Source organism: Hoeflea sp. 108, assembly GCF_000372965.1.
Taxonomy (GTDB): Bacteria; Pseudomonadota; Alphaproteobacteria; order Rhizobiales; family Rhizobiaceae; genus Aminobacter.
Genome location: NZ_KB890024.1, coordinates 605,889 through 622,002 on the forward strand (window position 1 = coordinate 605,889; position 16,114 = coordinate 622,002).

Sequence of the window (16,114 nt, forward strand, 5' to 3'; positions counted from 1 at the left end):
GGGGCGCGACAGCACCTGCCGCTCGAACAACACAAGGAGGCAGAGATGATGCATTTCCCTCCCGCCCGCGCGGCGGCGCCGACTGAGGTTGGCCTCTCCGGCTACATCAAGCTGTTCGCCCGGGTTGAAACCTTGCAGGCGCGCGTGAATTCGGCCCGCGCCGCCGCGTCCGACAGCCTGGAGCGGCTCAACACCGCACCCCGGCCCGAGATCGGCGACGGCTCGGCCTTCATGGCCCTGCTCGACCTCCACCGCAGCGACCGAGAGGCGCTGTTCGAGGCGATGCGCCAGCTCGACGCCGCCCGTGCCGCCCTGCGAACCGCCGCCCACGAGGCCACCAACCCATGACCCGCCAGGAGACACCAATGGCCCATCTCGACGACCACGATCGCCGCGCCGACGAGGCCGAGGCCATCCTGCGCACCGCCGTCATGAACGGCTTTTCGGATGCCATGCGCAAGTCCGGCCTGCCGCCGATGGTGGTGCTGCGCCTTGCCGCGCGCGCCGTAGGGGCCGTCTACCGCGAGGCGGCCGACGCCCATTCCGGCCCCTATGCCTGCGGTTGCGGCTGGTGCCCGCAGGATGGCGCCGATGTCGACCTGCTGTGCTCGGCCCTCTTCGGCGCGGCCGCCCGCCGCCGCGCGCGCGACCTCGGCACCATGCAGGTCGCCGGCCGGGCGTGAGCCTTGCCCTTGCAAACCCGCACCGCCCTGCTTGTTAACCCTTGCCGCCCCTGCTAAAGCGCGGCGCATGACCACACCGCTCGACCACATCCGCAATTTCTCCATCGTTGCCCATATCGATCACGGCAAGTCGACACTTGCCGACCGCCTGATCCAGTCCACCGGCGGACTGGAGGCGCGCGAGATGACCGAACAGGTCCTCGACAACATGGACATCGAGCGTGAGCGCGGCATCACCATCAAGGCCCAGACCGTCCGCCTCAACTACAAGGCCAAGAACGGCGAGGACTATGTCCTCAACCTGATCGACACGCCCGGCCACGTCGACTTCGCCTATGAAGTGTCGCGTTCGCTGTCGGCCTGCGAGGGTTCGCTGCTCGTCGTCGACGCTTCGCAGGGCGTCGAGGCCCAGACGCTCGCCAATGTCTACCAGGCCATCGACAACAACCATGAGATCGTCGTCGTCCTCAACAAGATCGACCTGCCCGCCGCCGAGCCCGAGCGCATCAAGGAGCAGGTCGAGGAAGTCATAGGTATCGACGCCTCACAGGCTGTCTACATCTCGGCCAAGACCGGCCTCGGCATCCCCGACGTGCTCGAGGCGATCGTTACCCAGCTGCCGCCGCCGCGCGAGGGTGACATCGACGCCCCGCTCAAGGCTATGCTGGTCGACAGCTGGTACGACACCTATCTCGGCGTCATCGTCCTGGTCCGTGTCATCGATGGCAAGCTCAAGAAGGGCCAGACCATCCGCATGATGGAGACCAACGCCAAATATCTGGTCGAGCGCACCGGCGTCTTCACGCCCAAGATGGTCCAGGTCGACGAGCTTGGGCCTGGCGAGTTCGGCTTCTTCACCGGCTCGATCAAGGAAGTGGCTGACACTCGCGTGGGCGACACCATCACCGAGGACAAGCGCCCCACCGCCCAGGCACTGCCGGGCTTCAAGCCGGCTCAGCCGGTGGTGTTCTGCGGCCTGTTCCCCGTCGACGCCGCCGACTTCGAGGACCTGCGCGCCGCAATGGGCAAGCTGCGCCTCAACGACGCGTCCTTCTCGTTCGAAATGGAAACCTCGGCCGCACTCGGCTTCGGCTTCCGCTGCGGCTTCCTCGGCCTGCTTCACCTAGAGATCATCCAGGAGCGTCTGGAGCGCGAGTTCAATCTCGACCTCATCGCCACCGCGCCCTCGGTCGTCTACCGCATGAACCTCAACGACGGTTCGACCAAGGAACTGCACAACCCCGCCGACATGCCCGACGTGGTCAAGATCGCCTCGATCGAGGAGCCTTGGATCCGCGCCACCATCCTCACGCCCGACGACTATCTCGGCTCGATCCTCAAGCTCTGCCAGGAGCGCCGTGGCATCCAGGCCGACCTCTCCTATGTCGGCAAGCGCGCCATGCTGGTCTACGACCTGCCGCTCAACGAGGTCGTGTTCGACTTCTACGACCGCCTGAAGTCGATCTCCAAGGGCTACGCCTCCTTCGACTACCACCTCACCGACTACCGCGAGGGCGACCTCGTCAAGATGTCGATCCTGGTCAACGAGGAGCCGGTCGACGCGCTCTCGATGCTCGTCCACCGCACGGCGGCCGAAAAGCGCGGCCGCGTCATGGTCGAGAAGCTGAAGGAGCTGATCCCGCAGCACATGTTCAAGATCCCGGTCCAGGCCGCCATCGGCGGCAAGGTCATTGCCCGCGAGACCATCTCGGCGCTGCGCAAGGACGTCACCGCCAAGTGCTACGGCGGCGACGTCACCCGCAAGCGCAAGCTGCTCGAGAAGCAGAAAGAGGGCAAGAAGCGCATGCGCCAGTTCGGCAAGGTCGACATCCCTCAGGAAGCCTTCATCCAGGCGCTCAAGATGGGCGACAACTGACGCCTTCTCTTCCTTCTCCCTGCCTGCGGGGGTGAGGAGCGTTCGGCCAAGGCCGACCAGTCGACAACGATTTGTCGACTGGAGCGACGAACGCCAGGAGCCATAGCGGAGGGCGGTGGCCCAACGGGCCGGATGAGGGCGGCGCAAACGCCTCAATCCTCCTCTCCCCCACGGGGAGAGGGTGGCCGCGCAGCGGCCGGGTGACGGGGACTCCTGGCGCCACCCTACCCTATCACTTCACGGCAAAATCCACCGTTTCCTTCACTGTTCCATCGACGGCGATCTGCGCCTGATAGGTGCCGATAGGCCAGCCGGCGTCGGGCTTGGTGATCGAGGCATCGACATGGTTGTCGATCATACCGATTTCAAAGCTGGCTTCATCGATCTTGTAGTTCGCGGGCGCGACGCCGCCCGAATTCACCGAGACCCAACTCACGGTCACCTTCGACCCTGAGGCCACGGCGTCGGTCAGGTCGGCGGAGAGGAAAATCTTGGCCGTGTCAGGCGCAAATGCCGCTTGTGTTTCTTCGGCGTCCTCGCTTGCCGACAGCACGATGTTTTCGAACCCGTCGGCCTGCGCATGCTGCGCAAACGCTCCAACTGCGACCAGTGCGGCGGCGCCCATCATCATCGACCGAATGCGCATGTTCTTCCCCAAGGATTGAAACGCCGCCCGCGCCCGACTCATGCAGTACGCGCCAGCAGCGGCTTGGTAGAACGGACGGGCCGGGGTTTGTCCATGAGGGCGGGGAGAGCTGTAGCAAGCGTCACAAAGTCGGTGTTAAGAAATCAGGAAGCGCCCTGTCCGTCATGACGTGGAACGCGACCTTAGACGTTTGAAGGGGCTTTCTCAAACCGCATCAGCCAATTCACCTCCCAGGTTTCGCCGCCATCGGCCGACATCGCCTGCTCCCAGCGCGGGCTTGTGCCGGGCAGCCAGAGAAACCGAACCAGCACCGGCACACCACCCTCGACATCGTCGCCAAAAAAAGCGCCGCGGCCGTTTTCGAATTTGCCGACCATCGCGGGGAACAGCCGGTGGCTGCGGGTGTCGCTCCAGTAGATCGACCACAGGGCGGTCTCGGGGTTGTAGAGCCTGAGCGTCATGCCGGTGAAGCCGCGCTCGGGCACCGCCATCTGGTCGATGTGGCCGCCAAAAGTCCCGTCAGGCGCCTGCATCACCTTTTCGACATGCGAAAAGGCGGAAAAGGTTTCCCACTCGCTTGAGCCCACCAGCCGCTCGCGCAGGCGCTCGTTGGTCGCCGATCACAAAGTCGAAATCATCAAAGCCACTCATGTCATCCTCCTCCGGTTCTAGGAAGAATAGTCGATGCCTCCTGACAACCTTCTGTCAGGAGCTGTCAGGGTGGCTTGACCTCGCTTCTTCGGCGGGTTCATCTGCCGCCGCGATACCGCCACACCTTCCTCCTAACGCCCGTTCCATGAAATCCCTGGCCGTCCTCCTTGCCCTGGCAACCCTCTCCGCCTGCGCTGCCCGCGTCCCGGTGCCGCCAGCACCCGTCACAGCGCCCCAGCCCGTGGTCGAGCCGCTGCCATCAGGGGTCAAGCCGCTCACCGTCGAGCAGGACGAGCAGATTTCCCAGCACTGACGGGGACTGTTTTCTTCCCACGTTCCGGATTTTCTTTGTTGGGCCGCGAAGGATCGCGACCCCAGCGGTTGGCCTTGCCATTCCACCGGCCGCCGCCGAGCGCGACCGTATCCTGGCCCAATGCGCAGCGCGGGAGGCGGCCTCTTGCCAGCGCCAACCCGAGGAATAAGCTGTGTCAGGGGATCATGGAGGCCGCGACGAAAAGATGTCCAAGGGCGTGGTCGAAGGCGAGAAGATCGATGTCGGCTTTTCCGGCCGCCGCTGCATCCATTCGCGCAATTGTGTGCTTGGCAATCCGCACGTGTTCGAGCCGAATGCGCCGGGCGAGTGGATCCACCCCGATGCGGCTTTGGCCGAGCAGATCGTCGCCATCGCCGAAAGCTGTCCGTCGGGCGCCATCACCTATCGTCGCAAGGATGGCGGCCCGCAGGAGGCGCCGCCCGTCGTCAACACCGTGCGCATCCGCGAGAACGGCCCGCTCGCCGTGCATGCCGAGATCGTCTTCAATGGCGAGACCTTCCACCGCGCAACCTTGTGCCGCTGCGGAGCATCCCAGAACAAGCCGTTCTGCGATGGCAGCCACAGCAAGATCGGCTTTGCCGCGACCGGCGAGCCGGCGCTGAAGGAGAGCCAGCCGCTCGCCGCTCGTGACGGCCCGCTGGTGCTGACGCCGCAGCCCAATGGCAACCTCAAGCTGGAAGGCAATGTCGAGATCGTCACCGGCACAGGCCACACGGTCGACCGCGCGACAAAAGTCTGGCTCTGCCGCTGCGGCAACTCGGCCACCAAGCCGTATTGCGACGGTTCGCACAAGAAGATCGGCTTCGTCGCATGACGGGCAGACGCGGCACCGACCTCGGAAAAGGAGCCGCACGACAGGCCGTCGCTTCTGAGCCGGTCGAATGGTCTGTCTGGCCAATTTTCCTTTCCCGGGGATATCGGCTAAGCGGAACGGAGCTTTTGAACTCTGGAACTTCCGCGCATGCACGCCAGCCACCACGCCCCGCTTTTCCTCGGCATAGACACCGGCGGCACCTATACCGATGCGGTGCTCTGGAGTGAGGAACCCAGGGGTTCGGGTACCGTCATAGCCAAGGCCAAGTCGCTCACCACCCGCCACGACCTGGCCGAGGGCATCTCGGGCGCGGTCGATGCGGTGCTGGAGAAGGCCCGTGTCGACCCCGCCGCCATCAAGCTGGTGTCAATGTCCACCACGCTCGCCACCAACGCGCTGGTCGAAGGCCAGGGAGGGCGCGTGGCGCTGGTCATGATCGGGTTCTCCGAGGCCGACCTTGGCCGCGACGGCCTCAAGACAGCACTCGGGACCGACCCGCTGGTGCTGTGCGAAGGCGGCCACGACGTCCACGGCAATGCTCGCCCCCTCGACCTGGCACCGCTCGAAGCCGCGCTGCCGGAGCTGGAAAAATCAGTCTCGGGCTTTGCCGTCTGCGCCTATTTCGCCACCCGCAACCCCGCCCACGAGATCGCTGCGCGGGACCTTATCCGCGAGCGCACGGGCCTGCCCGTCACCACCAGTCACGAACTCTCGGCCAAGCTCGGCGGCCCGCGCCGGGCGCTGACGACGTTGCTCAACGCGCGCCTGATCTCAATGATCGACCGCCTGGTCGCTGCGACCGAAGGCTTTCTGGAGGCTCGGAAAATCAATGCGCCGCTGATGGTGGTGCGTGGCGACGGCGCGCTGGTGTCGGCCGGGTTCGCTCGCCAGCGTCCGATCGAGACCATTCTCTCCGGCCCCGCCGCCAGCCTCGTCGGCGCGCGCTACATGACCGGCCTCGACAACGCCGTTGTCTCCGACATCGGCGGGACCACGACAGACGTCGCCGTGCTCGATCATGGTCGTCCGCGACTTGACCCCGAGGGCGCTACCGTAGGCGGCTTCCGCACCATGGTCGAGGCTGTCGCCATGCGCACTTTCGGTCTTGGCGGCGACTCCGAGGTTTCGCTGGAAGAAGGCGGGCTGACACCCCGTATCAAGCTCGGGCCGCGCCGCGTCGTGCCGCTGGCGCTTGCCGGCATGATCCATGGCGAGGCAGTTACGGGCGAACTGGAGCGGCAGCTGCGCGCCCCCAATCCCGGTCGCATGGACGGCCGCTTCGCCGTGCGCACCGGCGTGCCGGAACAGCTCGCGGCAGGGCTGACCGCGCCAGAAGCCAAGCTCTACGACCAGATCGGCGCCACCCCGCTGCCCATCGACCGCCTGCTCACCTCGAACGCCCAGAACGCCACGCTCAACCGTCTGGTGTCGCGCGGGCTGGTCCATGTCGCAGGCTTCACTCCGTCGGATGCGGCGCATGTTATGGGCCGCCAGGCCAATTGGGACGAGATATCAGCACGGCTGGGTGCGGAGCTGTTCGCCCGCAAGCGCGACGGCCGTGGCCAGCCGATCGCTGCGACGCCGGAAATCTTGGCCGAGCGCGTGCTTGTGGCGCTCACCCGCCTTTCGGCCGAAGTAATCCTCGAAACAGCCTTTGCCGAGGACGGGCTCGACGGTGCCGCTACCGTCGCGCACGCGCTGGTGCAGCGCGCGGTCGACGCGCATCCCGGCATCGCCCGCTTCACGGTTGCGCTGGACCGGCCGGTGATCGGGCTGGGTGCTTCGGCGCCGCTGCATTATGCCGGCCTGCCGCCGCTCGTCGGCAACGAATGCGTGGTTCCAGAGGATACCGATGTCGCCAATGCGCTAGGCGCGGTGGTCGGCCAGGTCAGGGTCACGGCCGAGGCGCGCGTCAGCCAGCCTAAGGAAGGCCTGTTCCGCGTCGCGGTCGGCGAACTCCTGCGCGACTTCACCGACGAGGCTGCGGCAATGGCGTTGGCCGAGGCTGAAGCGCGCGCGATCGTGGCGACCAAGGCGCGCGACGCCGGTACCGATGCCGCCGAGATTGATGTCGCTGTCGACATCAAGGCGTCGACGGTCGAGAGCCAGCGTATGTTCATTGAGGCGCATGTGGTTGCGACCGCCAGCGGCCGGCCCCGCATCGCCGTTTGACGGCTGAATCGTTTCGTTGCGGGCGATGGGCGGCACGCGAAATGCCGCCTGCAACAATGGACGAATTGACCCTGCACGCTTTGCGTGCCAAACGCCCGAAAACCTTGTTTTGAACGCCCCTGCGGCGCCGGACATTCTGGAGCGCATGTCATGACCGACACCGTCGACCTTCACGGCCTTTCGATTTCTCGGGAATTGCACGACTTTGTCGTTGCCGAGGCTCTGCCTGGGACGGGTGTGGATGCGGATGCGTTCTGGTCGGGTTTTGCCGACATCGTGCATGATCTCGGGCCGAAGAACCGGGCTTTGCTTGAGAAGCGCGACGACTTCCAGCTGAAGCTCGACGCCTGGTACCGCAAGCACGGCGCCCCGCACGACATGGCCGCCTACAAGGCGTTTTTGTCCGACATCGGCTATCTGATCCCGGAAGGTCCGGCCTTTGCGGTGACCACCGAGAATGTCGACCCCGAGATCGCCACGGTTGCCGGCCCGCAGCTGGTGGTGCCTGTGATGAATGCGCGTTACGCGCTGAACGCTGCGAACGCCCGCTGGGGTTCGCTCTATGATGCGCTCTACGGCACCGATGCGATCCCCGACAGCGATGGTGCCGAGAAGACCAGGGGCTACAATCCCAGGCGCGGTCAGAAGGTCATCGCCTGGGCCAAGGCGTTTCTGGACGCGTCCGCGCCGCTGACACAGGGCAGCTGGTCGGACGTGACAGGGCTTGCGGTCGAGGGCGGGCAGCTGAAGCTTGCGAGCGCTTCAGGCGCGGTTGCGCTGCGCGACGCAAAACAGTTCGCCGGCTATCGTGGCGAGGCAAAGAATCCCGACGCGGTGCTGCTGGTGAAGAATGGCCTGCATGTCGAGGTCGTGGTCGACAGGGAGAGTGCGATCGGCAAGTCCGATCCGGCCGGCATCTCCGACATGATCCTGGAATCTGCGCTGACCACCATCCAGGACTGCGAGGATTCGGTTGCGGCGGTGGACGCCGAAGACAAGGTTGCCGTCTACCGCAACTGGCTTGGCCTGATGAAGGGTGATCTGTCCGAAACCTTCGACAAGGGCGGCAAGCCGGTTACCCGCAAGCTCAATGCCGACCGTGAGTACACCGGCGCCGATGGCAGGACTGTCTCGCTGCCCGGCCGCTCCTTGATGCTGGTGCGCAATGTCGGCCACCTGATGACCAATCCTGCGATCCACGACCGCGACGGCCACGAGGTGCCGGAGGGCATCATGGATGCGGCTGTTACCGCTTTGATCGCCCTGCACGACGTCGGCGCCCATGGCCGCCGCATGAACAGCCGTGCCGGTTCGATGTATGTCGTCAAGCCGAAGATGCATGGCCCCGAGGAAGTGGCCTTTGCCGTCGAGATCTTCGACCGCGTCGAACGCCTGGTCGGCATGCCCAGAAAGACTATCAAGATGGGCATCATGGACGAGGAGCGGCGCACCACCGTCAACCTTAGGGAGTGCATCCGTGCCGCCAAGGAACGCGTGGTGTTCATCAACACCGGCTTCCTCGACCGCACCGGCGACGAGATCCACACCTCGATGGAAGCCGGCCCGATGGTGCGCAAGGGCGACATGAAGCAGGCGCCGTGGATCAATGCCTATGAGGCCTGGAATGTCGACACCGGGCTCGAATGCGGCCTGTCGGGCCATGCCCAGATCGGCAAGGGCATGTGGGCGATGCCCGATCTGATGGCAGCGATGCTGGAGCAGAAGATCGCTCATCCGAAGGCCGGCGCCAACACAGCCTGGGTGCCGTCGCCGACGGCAGCGACGCTGCATGCCACCCACTACCACAAGGTCGACGTGCACCAAGTGCAGGCCGAGCTGAAGAGCCGGCCCAAGGCGCGTCTCGACGACATTCTGTCGGTGCCTGTTGTCGTCCGTCCCAACTGGACACCCGATGAGATCCAGCGCGAGCTCGACAACAACGCGCAAGGCATTCTCGGCTATGTCGTGCGCTGGATCGACCAGGGCGTCGGCTGCTCGAAGGTTCCAGACATCAACGACGTCGGGCTGATGGAAGACCGCGCCACCTTGCGCATTTCCTCCCAGCACATCGCCAACTGGCTGCGTCATGACGTCTGCTCGCACATCCAGGTGATGGACTCGCTGCAGCGCATGGCAGCCATCGTCGACCGCCAGAATGTCGGCGATCCGCTCTACCGACCGATGGCGCCCGAGTTCGACCAGTCGACCGCCTTCCGCGCCGCCTGCGATCTCGTCTTTGAAGGCCGCGCCCAGCCCAATGGCTACACCGAACCGGTGCTCCACAAGCGCAGGCTCGAGCTCAAGGCCAAGGAAAGAGTTTAGATTTCTCGGGTATGATGCCCGGTGAGATTTTGACAGCCTGATGATTATGACTGCGCTTTACGCCGCCCCCCTCTGGCCTGCCGGCCATCTCCCCCACAAGGGGGGAGATCAGGCCTTCATGCACGCCTCAGCTAATCAACCGCGAGGCAAAGGGGACCTCTTAGGACTTTACAGAGCGGGCGGTAGGCGGCACCTGCCGATCTCCCCCCTTGTGGGGGAGATGGCCGGCAGGCCAGAGGGGGGTGCGAAAGAGCTCGCCATTTCCGCAAGGTACCGGGCATCATGATCCTGCTCGCCATCGACTGTGCCGCAAGCCTCTGTGCCGCAACTGTCTATGACGCCGGTGCGAGCATAGAACTCGGCCGTTCCGTGCGCGATCTCGGCAAGGGCCATGCCGAACATTTGATGGCCGTGATCGATGAGGCGTTGGCGCAGGCTGGCAAAAGTTATGCCGATCTCGGACGGATTGCCGTCTCCACCGGTCCGGGCTCCTTCACCGGCGTGCGCGTCGGCGTCTCCGCCGCTCGTGGCTTTTCGCTGGCGCTGAAAATCCCGGCCGTTGGCGTCACCACGCTGGAGGCCCTGGCCCAGGAGACGCGCGATGCTCTGGGCGAGCGCCCGGTATTTGCCGCGCTCGATGCTGGTCGCGCGGAAATTCACGCTGCTCTCTACGACGAAAGCGGAGCGGTGCTGCGCGAGCCTGCGGTGTTGTCGCTTGAAGAAGCAGCGACAATTGCCGCTTCTGGTGCGGTGGCGCTTGCCGGTACGGCGGCGCGGATGGTTGCCGATGCCGTTGTCGTCGACAAGGTTTTCCAGTTCGGGCCGATGCTGGCGACGGCCGACATCGGAACCTATGCGCGCCTTGCTGCTGGCAAGGCGCTTGGTGAAAGGCCGAAGCCTGTCTATCTGAGAGCGCCCGATGCCAAGCCGCAGGCCGGTTTCGTGCTGCCGAGGGAAGCCAAATGAGACTGCCTTTCTGGCCGAAGCGGGATTACGCGCTTGAACTCCTGACCATTGGCGACAGCACGGCCATCGCGCCGCTGCACCATGAGGACTTCGTGCGCCCCTGGTCGGCGGAGGAATTTTCGTCGCTGCTCGAACAGGACACGGTGTTCGGCTTTGCCGTGCGTGAAGTAGGCCAAGGCGCTGCCGCACCCGCCGGCTTCGTGCTGGCGCGGCTGGCGGCGGGCGAGGCGGAGATATTGACCATCGCCGTGTCGCGCAGCCACCGCCGGCATGGGCTCGGCTGGCGCCTGATGGATGCGGTGCTGCGCGAGTTGCATGGCCAGCGCGCCGAGGCGCTTTTCCTCGAGGTCGACGAGACCAACGCGCCGGCGATCGGTCTCTACCGCAAGTTCGGCTTCCATGAGGTCGGCAAGCGCCCGAACTACTATCAGTCGGCGCAGGGCGCTACCGGTGCGCTTGTCATGCGGCTCGATCTTCGTTAGCCAGAAGCCCTGCTGGAGCATTTCCAGGAGGCCGTGAAGCGGTTTTCGTGAGACCTGCGACAAAACAATGAGATAGAGCGCTTTCGAGAAAAGTGCTCCGATTGAAGGTATCGAGCGCTACATGATCGGAAAGATCCGCACAGGGTTGGCGCTCGCATGGATGGTCGCTGCCTCGCTGGTGCTTGTGCCGCTGCAGCTCATCTCGATGAAAACAGGCCTGTGGCCCGAAACCGTAATCCTCAAGATCTGGCATCGCGCCATGTTGTGGGCGCTTGGCATGCGCGTCCGCGTCGTCGGCGAGATGGTGAAGACCCGGCCGTTGATGATTGCTGCCAACCATATCTCCTGGACCGACATCATGGCGCTCGGGTCGCGCTTCGACGTGACCTTCATTGCCAAGTCGGAGCTGAATGGCTGGCCGATCTTCGGCTTCCTGTCGCGGCTGCAGCGCACCGTGTTCATCGAGCGCGAGCGCAAGCGCAAGTCGGGTGACCAGGCGAGCGAGATCGCCCGCAGGCTGGCTGCCGGCGACGCCATGGTGCTGTTTGCCGAGGGCAGCACCGGCGACGGCAATCTGCTTTTGCCGTTCAAGAGCACGCTGTTCGGCGCTGCCTCCATGGCGATTGCCGAAGGGGCGGCCGAGCATGTCGTCATCCAGCCGGTGTCGATTGCCTATACCCGCATCCACGGACTGCCGCTGGGCCGTCAGCATCGCCCGATCGCCAGTTGGATCGGCGACATGGACCTGGTGCCGCATGTCGGCCAGCTGCTTGCCGAAGGTGGACTCGACGTCGAAATCCGCTTTGGCGAGCCGATCGATTTCTCGGCCAAGTCGAGCCGCAAGGAGGCGACGCGGCTAATGGAGGAACGGGTGCGCGAGATGATGCTGCAATCACTCGCCGAGCCGCATCCGGCGCACTGAGCGCCCAGATAGGCAAAGCTCTGTTTTTTGCCGCAGAAAGGCGTTAATAGGCGCGGCATGGAACTCGACGATATGTTTGAAATCATGCCGGCAGCCTCTGATGAGGCTGTTGCCGCCGGATCGGGCGCGGCCCGCAAGGTCTTCATCAAGACCTATGGCTGCCAGATGAATGTCTACGACTCGCAGCGCATGAATGATGCGCTCGCAGCCGACGGTTATTCGGCGACCGAGACCATCGAGGATGCAGACCTCGTTTTGCTCAACACCTGCCACATCAGGGAGAAGGCGGCCGAGAAGGTCTATTCGCAGCTCGGGCGGTTGGGCAAGCTGAAGGCCGAGAGGGCCGAGAACGGTCGCGAGCTGATCGTCGGCGTCACTGGTTGCGTCGCCCAGGCGGAAGGCCGCGAGATCCTGCGCCGCGCCTCGGCGGTCGATCTCGTGGTCGGCCCGCAGACCTACCATCGCCTGCCCGAGGTGGTGAAGAAGGCACGCGGCGGCCAGAAGGTGGTCGAGACCGAATACGCGCTCGAGGACAAATTCGAACATCTGCCGCAGCCGCGGAAGGCTGAAGTCGCCAAGCGCGGCGTCACCGCCTTCCTGACCGTACAGGAAGGGTGCGACAAGTTCTGCACCTTCTGCGTGGTGCCCTATACCAGAGGCTCGGAAGTGTCGCGCTCGGTGGCCCAGGTCGTCACCGAAGCCGAGCGCCTGGCTGAGGCCGGCGTGCGCGAGGTGACGCTGCTTGGCCAGAACGTCAACGCCTGGCATGGTGAAGGCCCCGACGGCAAAGAGTGGGGTCTTGGGCGGCTGCTCTATCGCCTGGCCGAAATCCCCGGCCTGGCGCGGCTGCGCTACACCACCAGCCATCCGCGTGACATGGACGACGAGCTGATCGCTGCCCATCGCGACCTCGAGGCGCTGATGCCCTATCTGCACTTGCCGGTGCAGTCGGGCTCGGACCGCATCCTGAAAGCCATGAACCGCAAGCACACGGCATCGGACTATCTCAAGCTCATCGAGCGCATCCGTGCCGCGCGCCCCGACATTGCCATGTCGGGCGACTTCATCGTCGGCTTCCCCGGCGAGACCGATGCCGATTTCGAGGCGACGATGGATATCATTCGCGCCACCAACTACGCCTCGGCCTACACGTTCAAATATTCGCCGCGCCCCGGTACGCCGGGCGCCGAGATGGGCGGGCATGTCGAGGAGAGGGTGAAGGACGAGCGGCTGCAGCGCCTGCAGGCGCTGATCACAAAACAGCAGCACGCCTTTGCCGACGGGCTGGTCGGCAAGACCATGTCGACGCTGATCGAGAAGCCCGGCCGCGAGCCCGGTCAGGTCGTCGGACGTTCGCCTTGGCTCCAGCCTGTGATTGTTGATGAAAAGGCCGGCGAAATCGGTGACATTATCGAAGTACGAATCACGAAGACAGGCACCAACAGCCTGTTCGCCGAGGTGGTCTGATCGGCCGCACGGCAGATGAGGAGAGACGGTTGAGCGCTGCTGAACTCAAGAACCTGCCCTCCGGGGCGTCTGACATGGCGCACATCGTACTGACCTTCGACAACAACAAGCTTGCCAGTGCGCTGTACGGCCAGTTCGACGAAAATCTCGCGCGGCTCGAGCAGAAACTCGGCGTCGATATCCGCTCACGCGGCAACCAGCTTACCATCAAGGGCAGCGCGCAGGCCGCCGAGCAGGCACGCCGGGCGCTCGACCATCTTTATGCCATCCTGCAGAAAGGCGGCGAAGTGGCTCAATCCGACGTGGACGGCGCCGTCCGCATGGCGGTCGCGCCCGACGACCAGCTGACGCTGCCGACGCTGGAGCGCAAGGGCAAGATGGCGGCTGCCCAGATCTCGACGCGCAAGCGCACCATCTATGCCCGCTCACTCAACCAGGACGCCTATATGCGGGCGCTGGAGCGTTCGGAGCTCGTCTTCGGCATCGGCCCTGCCGGCACCGGCAAGACCTATCTGGCGGTGGCGCACGCCGCCATGCTGCTCGAACGCGGCATGGTCGAGCGCATCATCCTGTCGCGTCCGGCGGTGGAAGCGGGCGAACGCCTCGGCTTCCTGCCCGGCGACATGAAGGAGAAGGTCGATCCCTACCTGCGTCCGCTCTATGATGCGCTCTACGACATGATGCCGGCCGACAAGGTCGAGCGCGCCATCGCCGCAGAGGTCATCGAGATCGCGCCGCTGGCCTTCATGCGCGGCCGCACGCTGGCGCATTCGGCCGTCATCCTGGACGAGGCGCAGAACACCACCTCAATGCAGATGAAGATGTTCCTGACGCGACTCGGCGAGAACTCGCGCATGATCATCACCGGCGACCCGACTCAGATCGACCTGCCGCCCAACACCAAGTCGGGCCTGGTCGAGGCGCTGCGCATTCTCGATGGAATTCCGGGTGCCGTGACGGTGCGCTTCAACGACACCGACGTCGTCCGCCACCCGCTTGTCGCCGAAATCGTCAGGGCCTACGACCGTGACGGCAAGATGGCACGCGGCCTTGCCAGCGAAGACTGACAGGCTGCCATGACCCCGGACAAGCAAACGCCGGTCGCGGCCGGCGTCGATCTGGATATCGACGTGATGGTCGAGGCTGGCGGCTGGGCCGACGAGGCGGCGCTGCGCGCGCTGGTCGAGCGGGCCGTGCCGGCAGCATTTGCCGAGGCTGAGGTCGAGGGCGGCGAAGGTGTCGAGCTCAGCCTCGTCTTCACCGATGACGAGGCGATCCAGAAGCTCAACGCCGAATGGCGCGACAAGGACAAGCCGACAAACGTGCTGTCGTTCCCGGCGTTTCCCGTCGAGCCAGGCGATCCGTTGCCGCCGATGCTGGGCGATATCGTCCTTGCCTACGAGACAGTCGTGCGCGAGGCTGAGCTTGAGCAAAAGCCGCTCGAAAACCACATCACCCACCTCATTATCCACGGACTCCTGCATCTTTTGGGGTATGATCACGAGACCGATGACGAAGCGGAAGAGATGGAAGCGCTGGAGCGGCGGGCGCTCGCGAGGCTTGCCATTCCCGATCCCTACGCGTAACAGGGACGGACAATCGACCGGAAGAAGATGAACGAGAAGCAAGAGACTGCCGCCACTCCCGAGCCGGGACCTGCGGCCAAGGCCTCCGACCAGGCCGAAGACGAGCCTAGTACGACCGCGGCGTCGACCGCGGCGCATGACATCCAGGCCGAGCGGCCGTCCTTCATCGAGCGGCTGAGCCGATTTTTCAGGCAGCGCAGCAACGGCAGCAACATCCGCGAGGAAATCGCCGATGCGCTGGCCGAGACAGGCAGCGACGCCGATTCCTTCTCGCCCGGCGAAAGGGCGATGCTCAACAACATCCTGAGGTTGCGCGAAGTCCGCGTCGAGGACGTCATGGTCCCACGCGCCGACATCGAGGCGATCGAGCTCGGCACCACGCTGGGCGAACTGCTGGGCCTTGTCGAGCAGTCGGGACATTCGCGCATGCCGGTCTATGTCGAGACGCTCGACGATCCCAGAGGCATGGTCCATATCCGCGACGTACTGGCCCACATTACCCGTGGCGCTCGCGTCAAGAAAGGCAGGTCGCGCAAGGCGCAATCCGCCGACGCACCGCTCGACCTTGCCCAAGTCGACCTCAACCGCACGATCGGTGAACTCAACCTCATCCGCACCGTTCTGTTCGTGCCGCCGTCGATGCTCGCATCCGACCTGATGCAGCGCATGCAGGCGACACGCACCCAGATGGCGCTGGTCATCGACGAATATGGCGGTACCGACGGCCTGGTTTCGCTCGAGGACATCGTCGAGATGGTCGTCGGCGACATCGAGGACGAGCACGACGACGACGAACCGATGATCACCCAGGCTGGAGACGGCGTTTATGTCGTCGACGGCAAGGCCGAGATCGAGGAAGTTGCCAAGGTCCTCGGCGAGGAGTTCTCGCCGGGCGAGCATGCCGAATATGTCGACACCATTGGCGGCCTGATCTTCAACGCGCTCGGCCGCGTGCCGTCGCGCGGCGAGGTGGTGCAGGCGATCCCCGGTTTCGAGTTCCACGTGCTCGATGCCGACCCGCGCCGCGTCAAGCGCGTCCGCATCGTCCACAGCCTCAAGAGCGAGCGCCGCCGTCGCGCCAAGGCTGAACAGGCGTGAGCCGGGCCTGCGCTCGCGCGTCGGCCCGGATTTCCGGGCCGATATCTGCCAGCACGAAGCGCAATTTGAATGATCCGGAGCGGCCTTTGAGCGGC

The 16,114-nt window shown here is 64.8% G+C and carries 16 protein-coding genes; 14 read left to right on the forward strand and 2 right to left on the reverse strand.

The window, feature by feature from the left end; all coding sequences use genetic code 11:
• The first annotated feature begins 45 nt into the window (after window positions 1-45).
• From B015_RS30330 to lepA, 3 genes are all read left to right on the forward strand, one after another.
• The gene (locus B015_RS30330; protein ID WP_018426170.1) at window positions 46-348 is read left to right on the forward strand and encodes a hypothetical protein; all 303 of its coding nucleotides are present in this window, start codon (window positions 46-48) and stop codon (window positions 346-348) included.
• Window positions 345-683: a hypothetical protein gene (locus B015_RS0102970; protein WP_245262112.1), complete on the forward strand. Its 339-nt coding sequence runs from the start codon at window positions 345-347 to the stop codon at window positions 681-683. The genes B015_RS30330 and B015_RS0102970 overlap by 4 nt, the downstream gene beginning before the upstream one ends.
• A 67-nt stretch (window positions 684-750) precedes the next feature.
• Window positions 751-2,559, forward strand: a complete 1,809-nt coding sequence (gene lepA, locus B015_RS0102975; RefSeq protein WP_018426172.1) for a translation elongation factor 4 — start codon at window positions 751-753, stop codon at window positions 2,557-2,559.
• Window positions 2,560-2,791: 232 nt separating this feature from the next.
• Here lepA and B015_RS0102980 read toward each other — a convergent pair whose 3' ends face one another.
• Together B015_RS0102980 and B015_RS30335 are read right to left on the reverse strand one after the other, a co-directional pair.
• Window positions 2,792-3,205 (reverse strand): hypothetical protein, encoded by a 414-nt coding sequence (locus tag B015_RS0102980; protein WP_026226823.1) that lies wholly within the window; start codon window positions 3,203-3,205, stop codon window positions 2,792-2,794.
• 182 nt (window positions 3,206-3,387) lie between these two features.
• Window positions 3,388-3,792: a hypothetical protein gene (locus B015_RS30335; protein WP_018426174.1), complete on the reverse strand. Its 405-nt coding sequence runs from the start codon at window positions 3,790-3,792 to the stop codon at window positions 3,388-3,390.
• Window positions 3,793-4,001: 209 nt separating this feature from the next.
• Between B015_RS30335 and B015_RS33195 the strand changes: the two genes are divergently transcribed.
• From B015_RS33195 to B015_RS0103045, 11 genes are all read left to right on the forward strand, one after another.
• Entirely contained in the window at window positions 4,002-4,169 is a 168-nt protein-coding gene (locus B015_RS33195) for a hypothetical protein (RefSeq protein WP_018426175.1), read from the forward strand.
• A gap of 172 nt (window positions 4,170-4,341) precedes the next feature.
• Window positions 4,342-5,004 (forward strand): CDGSH iron-sulfur domain-containing protein, encoded by a 663-nt coding sequence (locus B015_RS0102995; protein ID WP_245262113.1) that lies wholly within the window; start codon window positions 4,342-4,344, stop codon window positions 5,002-5,004.
• 147 nt (window positions 5,005-5,151) lie between these two features.
• Window positions 5,152-7,176: a hydantoinase/oxoprolinase family protein gene (locus B015_RS0103000; protein ID WP_018426177.1), complete on the forward strand. Its 2,025-nt coding sequence runs from the start codon at window positions 5,152-5,154 to the stop codon at window positions 7,174-7,176.
• A 150-nt stretch (window positions 7,177-7,326) separates the two neighbouring features.
• Window positions 7,327-9,498, forward strand: a complete 2,172-nt coding sequence (locus B015_RS0103005) for a malate synthase G (protein ID WP_018426178.1) — start codon at window positions 7,327-7,329, stop codon at window positions 9,496-9,498.
• Window positions 9,499-9,780: 282 nt separating this feature from the next.
• Window positions 9,781-10,464 (forward strand): tRNA (adenosine(37)-N6)-threonylcarbamoyltransferase complex dimerization subunit type 1 TsaB, encoded by a 684-nt coding sequence (tsaB, locus tag B015_RS0103015; RefSeq protein ID WP_018426180.1) that lies wholly within the window; start codon window positions 9,781-9,783, stop codon window positions 10,462-10,464.
• Window positions 10,461-10,946 (forward strand): N-acetyltransferase, encoded by a 486-nt coding sequence (locus B015_RS0103020; RefSeq protein ID WP_018426181.1) that lies wholly within the window; start codon window positions 10,461-10,463, stop codon window positions 10,944-10,946. Before tsaB ends, B015_RS0103020 begins: the two co-directional genes overlap by 4 nt.
• A gap of 121 nt (window positions 10,947-11,067) precedes the next feature.
• Window positions 11,068-11,868: a lysophospholipid acyltransferase family protein gene (locus B015_RS0103025; RefSeq protein WP_018426182.1), complete on the forward strand. Its 801-nt coding sequence runs from the start codon at window positions 11,068-11,070 to the stop codon at window positions 11,866-11,868.
• A 72-nt stretch (window positions 11,869-11,940) separates the two neighbouring features.
• A complete protein-coding gene (gene miaB, locus B015_RS0103030; RefSeq protein WP_198292889.1) occupies window positions 11,941-13,335 on the forward strand; it encodes a tRNA (N6-isopentenyl adenosine(37)-C2)-methylthiotransferase MiaB in 1,395 nt (464 codons plus the stop codon).
• A 29-nt stretch (window positions 13,336-13,364) separates the two neighbouring features.
• Complete coding sequence (locus B015_RS0103035; protein WP_040455949.1) at window positions 13,365-14,402, forward strand: PhoH family protein; 1,038 nt, start codon at window positions 13,365-13,367, stop codon at window positions 14,400-14,402.
• Between the two features lie 9 nt (window positions 14,403-14,411).
• Window positions 14,412-14,921, forward strand: coding sequence for an rRNA maturation RNase YbeY (gene ybeY, locus B015_RS0103040; protein ID WP_018426185.1), 510 nt, complete (start codon window positions 14,412-14,414; stop codon window positions 14,919-14,921).
• 27 nt (window positions 14,922-14,948) lie between these two features.
• Window positions 14,949-16,019: a hemolysin family protein gene (locus tag B015_RS0103045; RefSeq protein WP_018426186.1), complete on the forward strand. Its 1,071-nt coding sequence runs from the start codon at window positions 14,949-14,951 to the stop codon at window positions 16,017-16,019.
• The last annotated feature ends 95 nt before the right edge of the window (window positions 16,020-16,114 follow it).

What these genes read in the sequence shown, in the direction of transcription:
- B015_RS30330 (WP_018426170.1), top strand. Translation starts at nt 46, where the DNA reads ATGATGCATTTCCCTCCCGCCCGCGCGGCGGCGCCGACTGAGGTTGGC.
- B015_RS0102970 (WP_245262112.1), top strand. Translation starts at nt 345, where the DNA reads ATGACCCGCCAGGAGACACCAATGGCCCATCTCGACGACCACGATCGC.
- lepA (WP_018426172.1), top strand. Translation starts at nt 751, where the DNA reads ATGACCACACCGCTCGACCACATCCGCAATTTCTCCATCGTTGCCCAT.
- B015_RS0102980 (WP_026226823.1), bottom strand. Translation starts at nt 3,205, where the DNA reads ATGCGCATTCGGTCGATGATGATGGGCGCCGCCGCACTGGTCGCAGTT.
- B015_RS33195 (WP_018426175.1), top strand. Translation starts at nt 4,002, where the DNA reads ATGAAATCCCTGGCCGTCCTCCTTGCCCTGGCAACCCTCTCCGCCTGC.
- B015_RS0103000 (WP_018426177.1), top strand. Translation starts at nt 5,152, where the DNA reads ATGCACGCCAGCCACCACGCCCCGCTTTTCCTCGGCATAGACACCGGC.
- B015_RS0103005 (WP_018426178.1), top strand. Translation starts at nt 7,327, where the DNA reads ATGACCGACACCGTCGACCTTCACGGCCTTTCGATTTCTCGGGAATTG.
- tsaB (WP_018426180.1), top strand. Translation starts at nt 9,781, where the DNA reads ATGATCCTGCTCGCCATCGACTGTGCCGCAAGCCTCTGTGCCGCAACT.
- B015_RS0103020 (WP_018426181.1), top strand. Translation starts at nt 10,461, where the DNA reads ATGAGACTGCCTTTCTGGCCGAAGCGGGATTACGCGCTTGAACTCCTG.
- B015_RS0103025 (WP_018426182.1), top strand. Translation starts at nt 11,068, where the DNA reads ATGATCGGAAAGATCCGCACAGGGTTGGCGCTCGCATGGATGGTCGCT.
- miaB (WP_198292889.1), top strand. Translation starts at nt 11,941, where the DNA reads ATGTTTGAAATCATGCCGGCAGCCTCTGATGAGGCTGTTGCCGCCGGA.
- ybeY (WP_018426185.1), top strand. Translation starts at nt 14,412, where the DNA reads ATGACCCCGGACAAGCAAACGCCGGTCGCGGCCGGCGTCGATCTGGAT.
- B015_RS0103045 (WP_018426186.1), top strand. Translation starts at nt 14,949, where the DNA reads ATGAACGAGAAGCAAGAGACTGCCGCCACTCCCGAGCCGGGACCTGCG.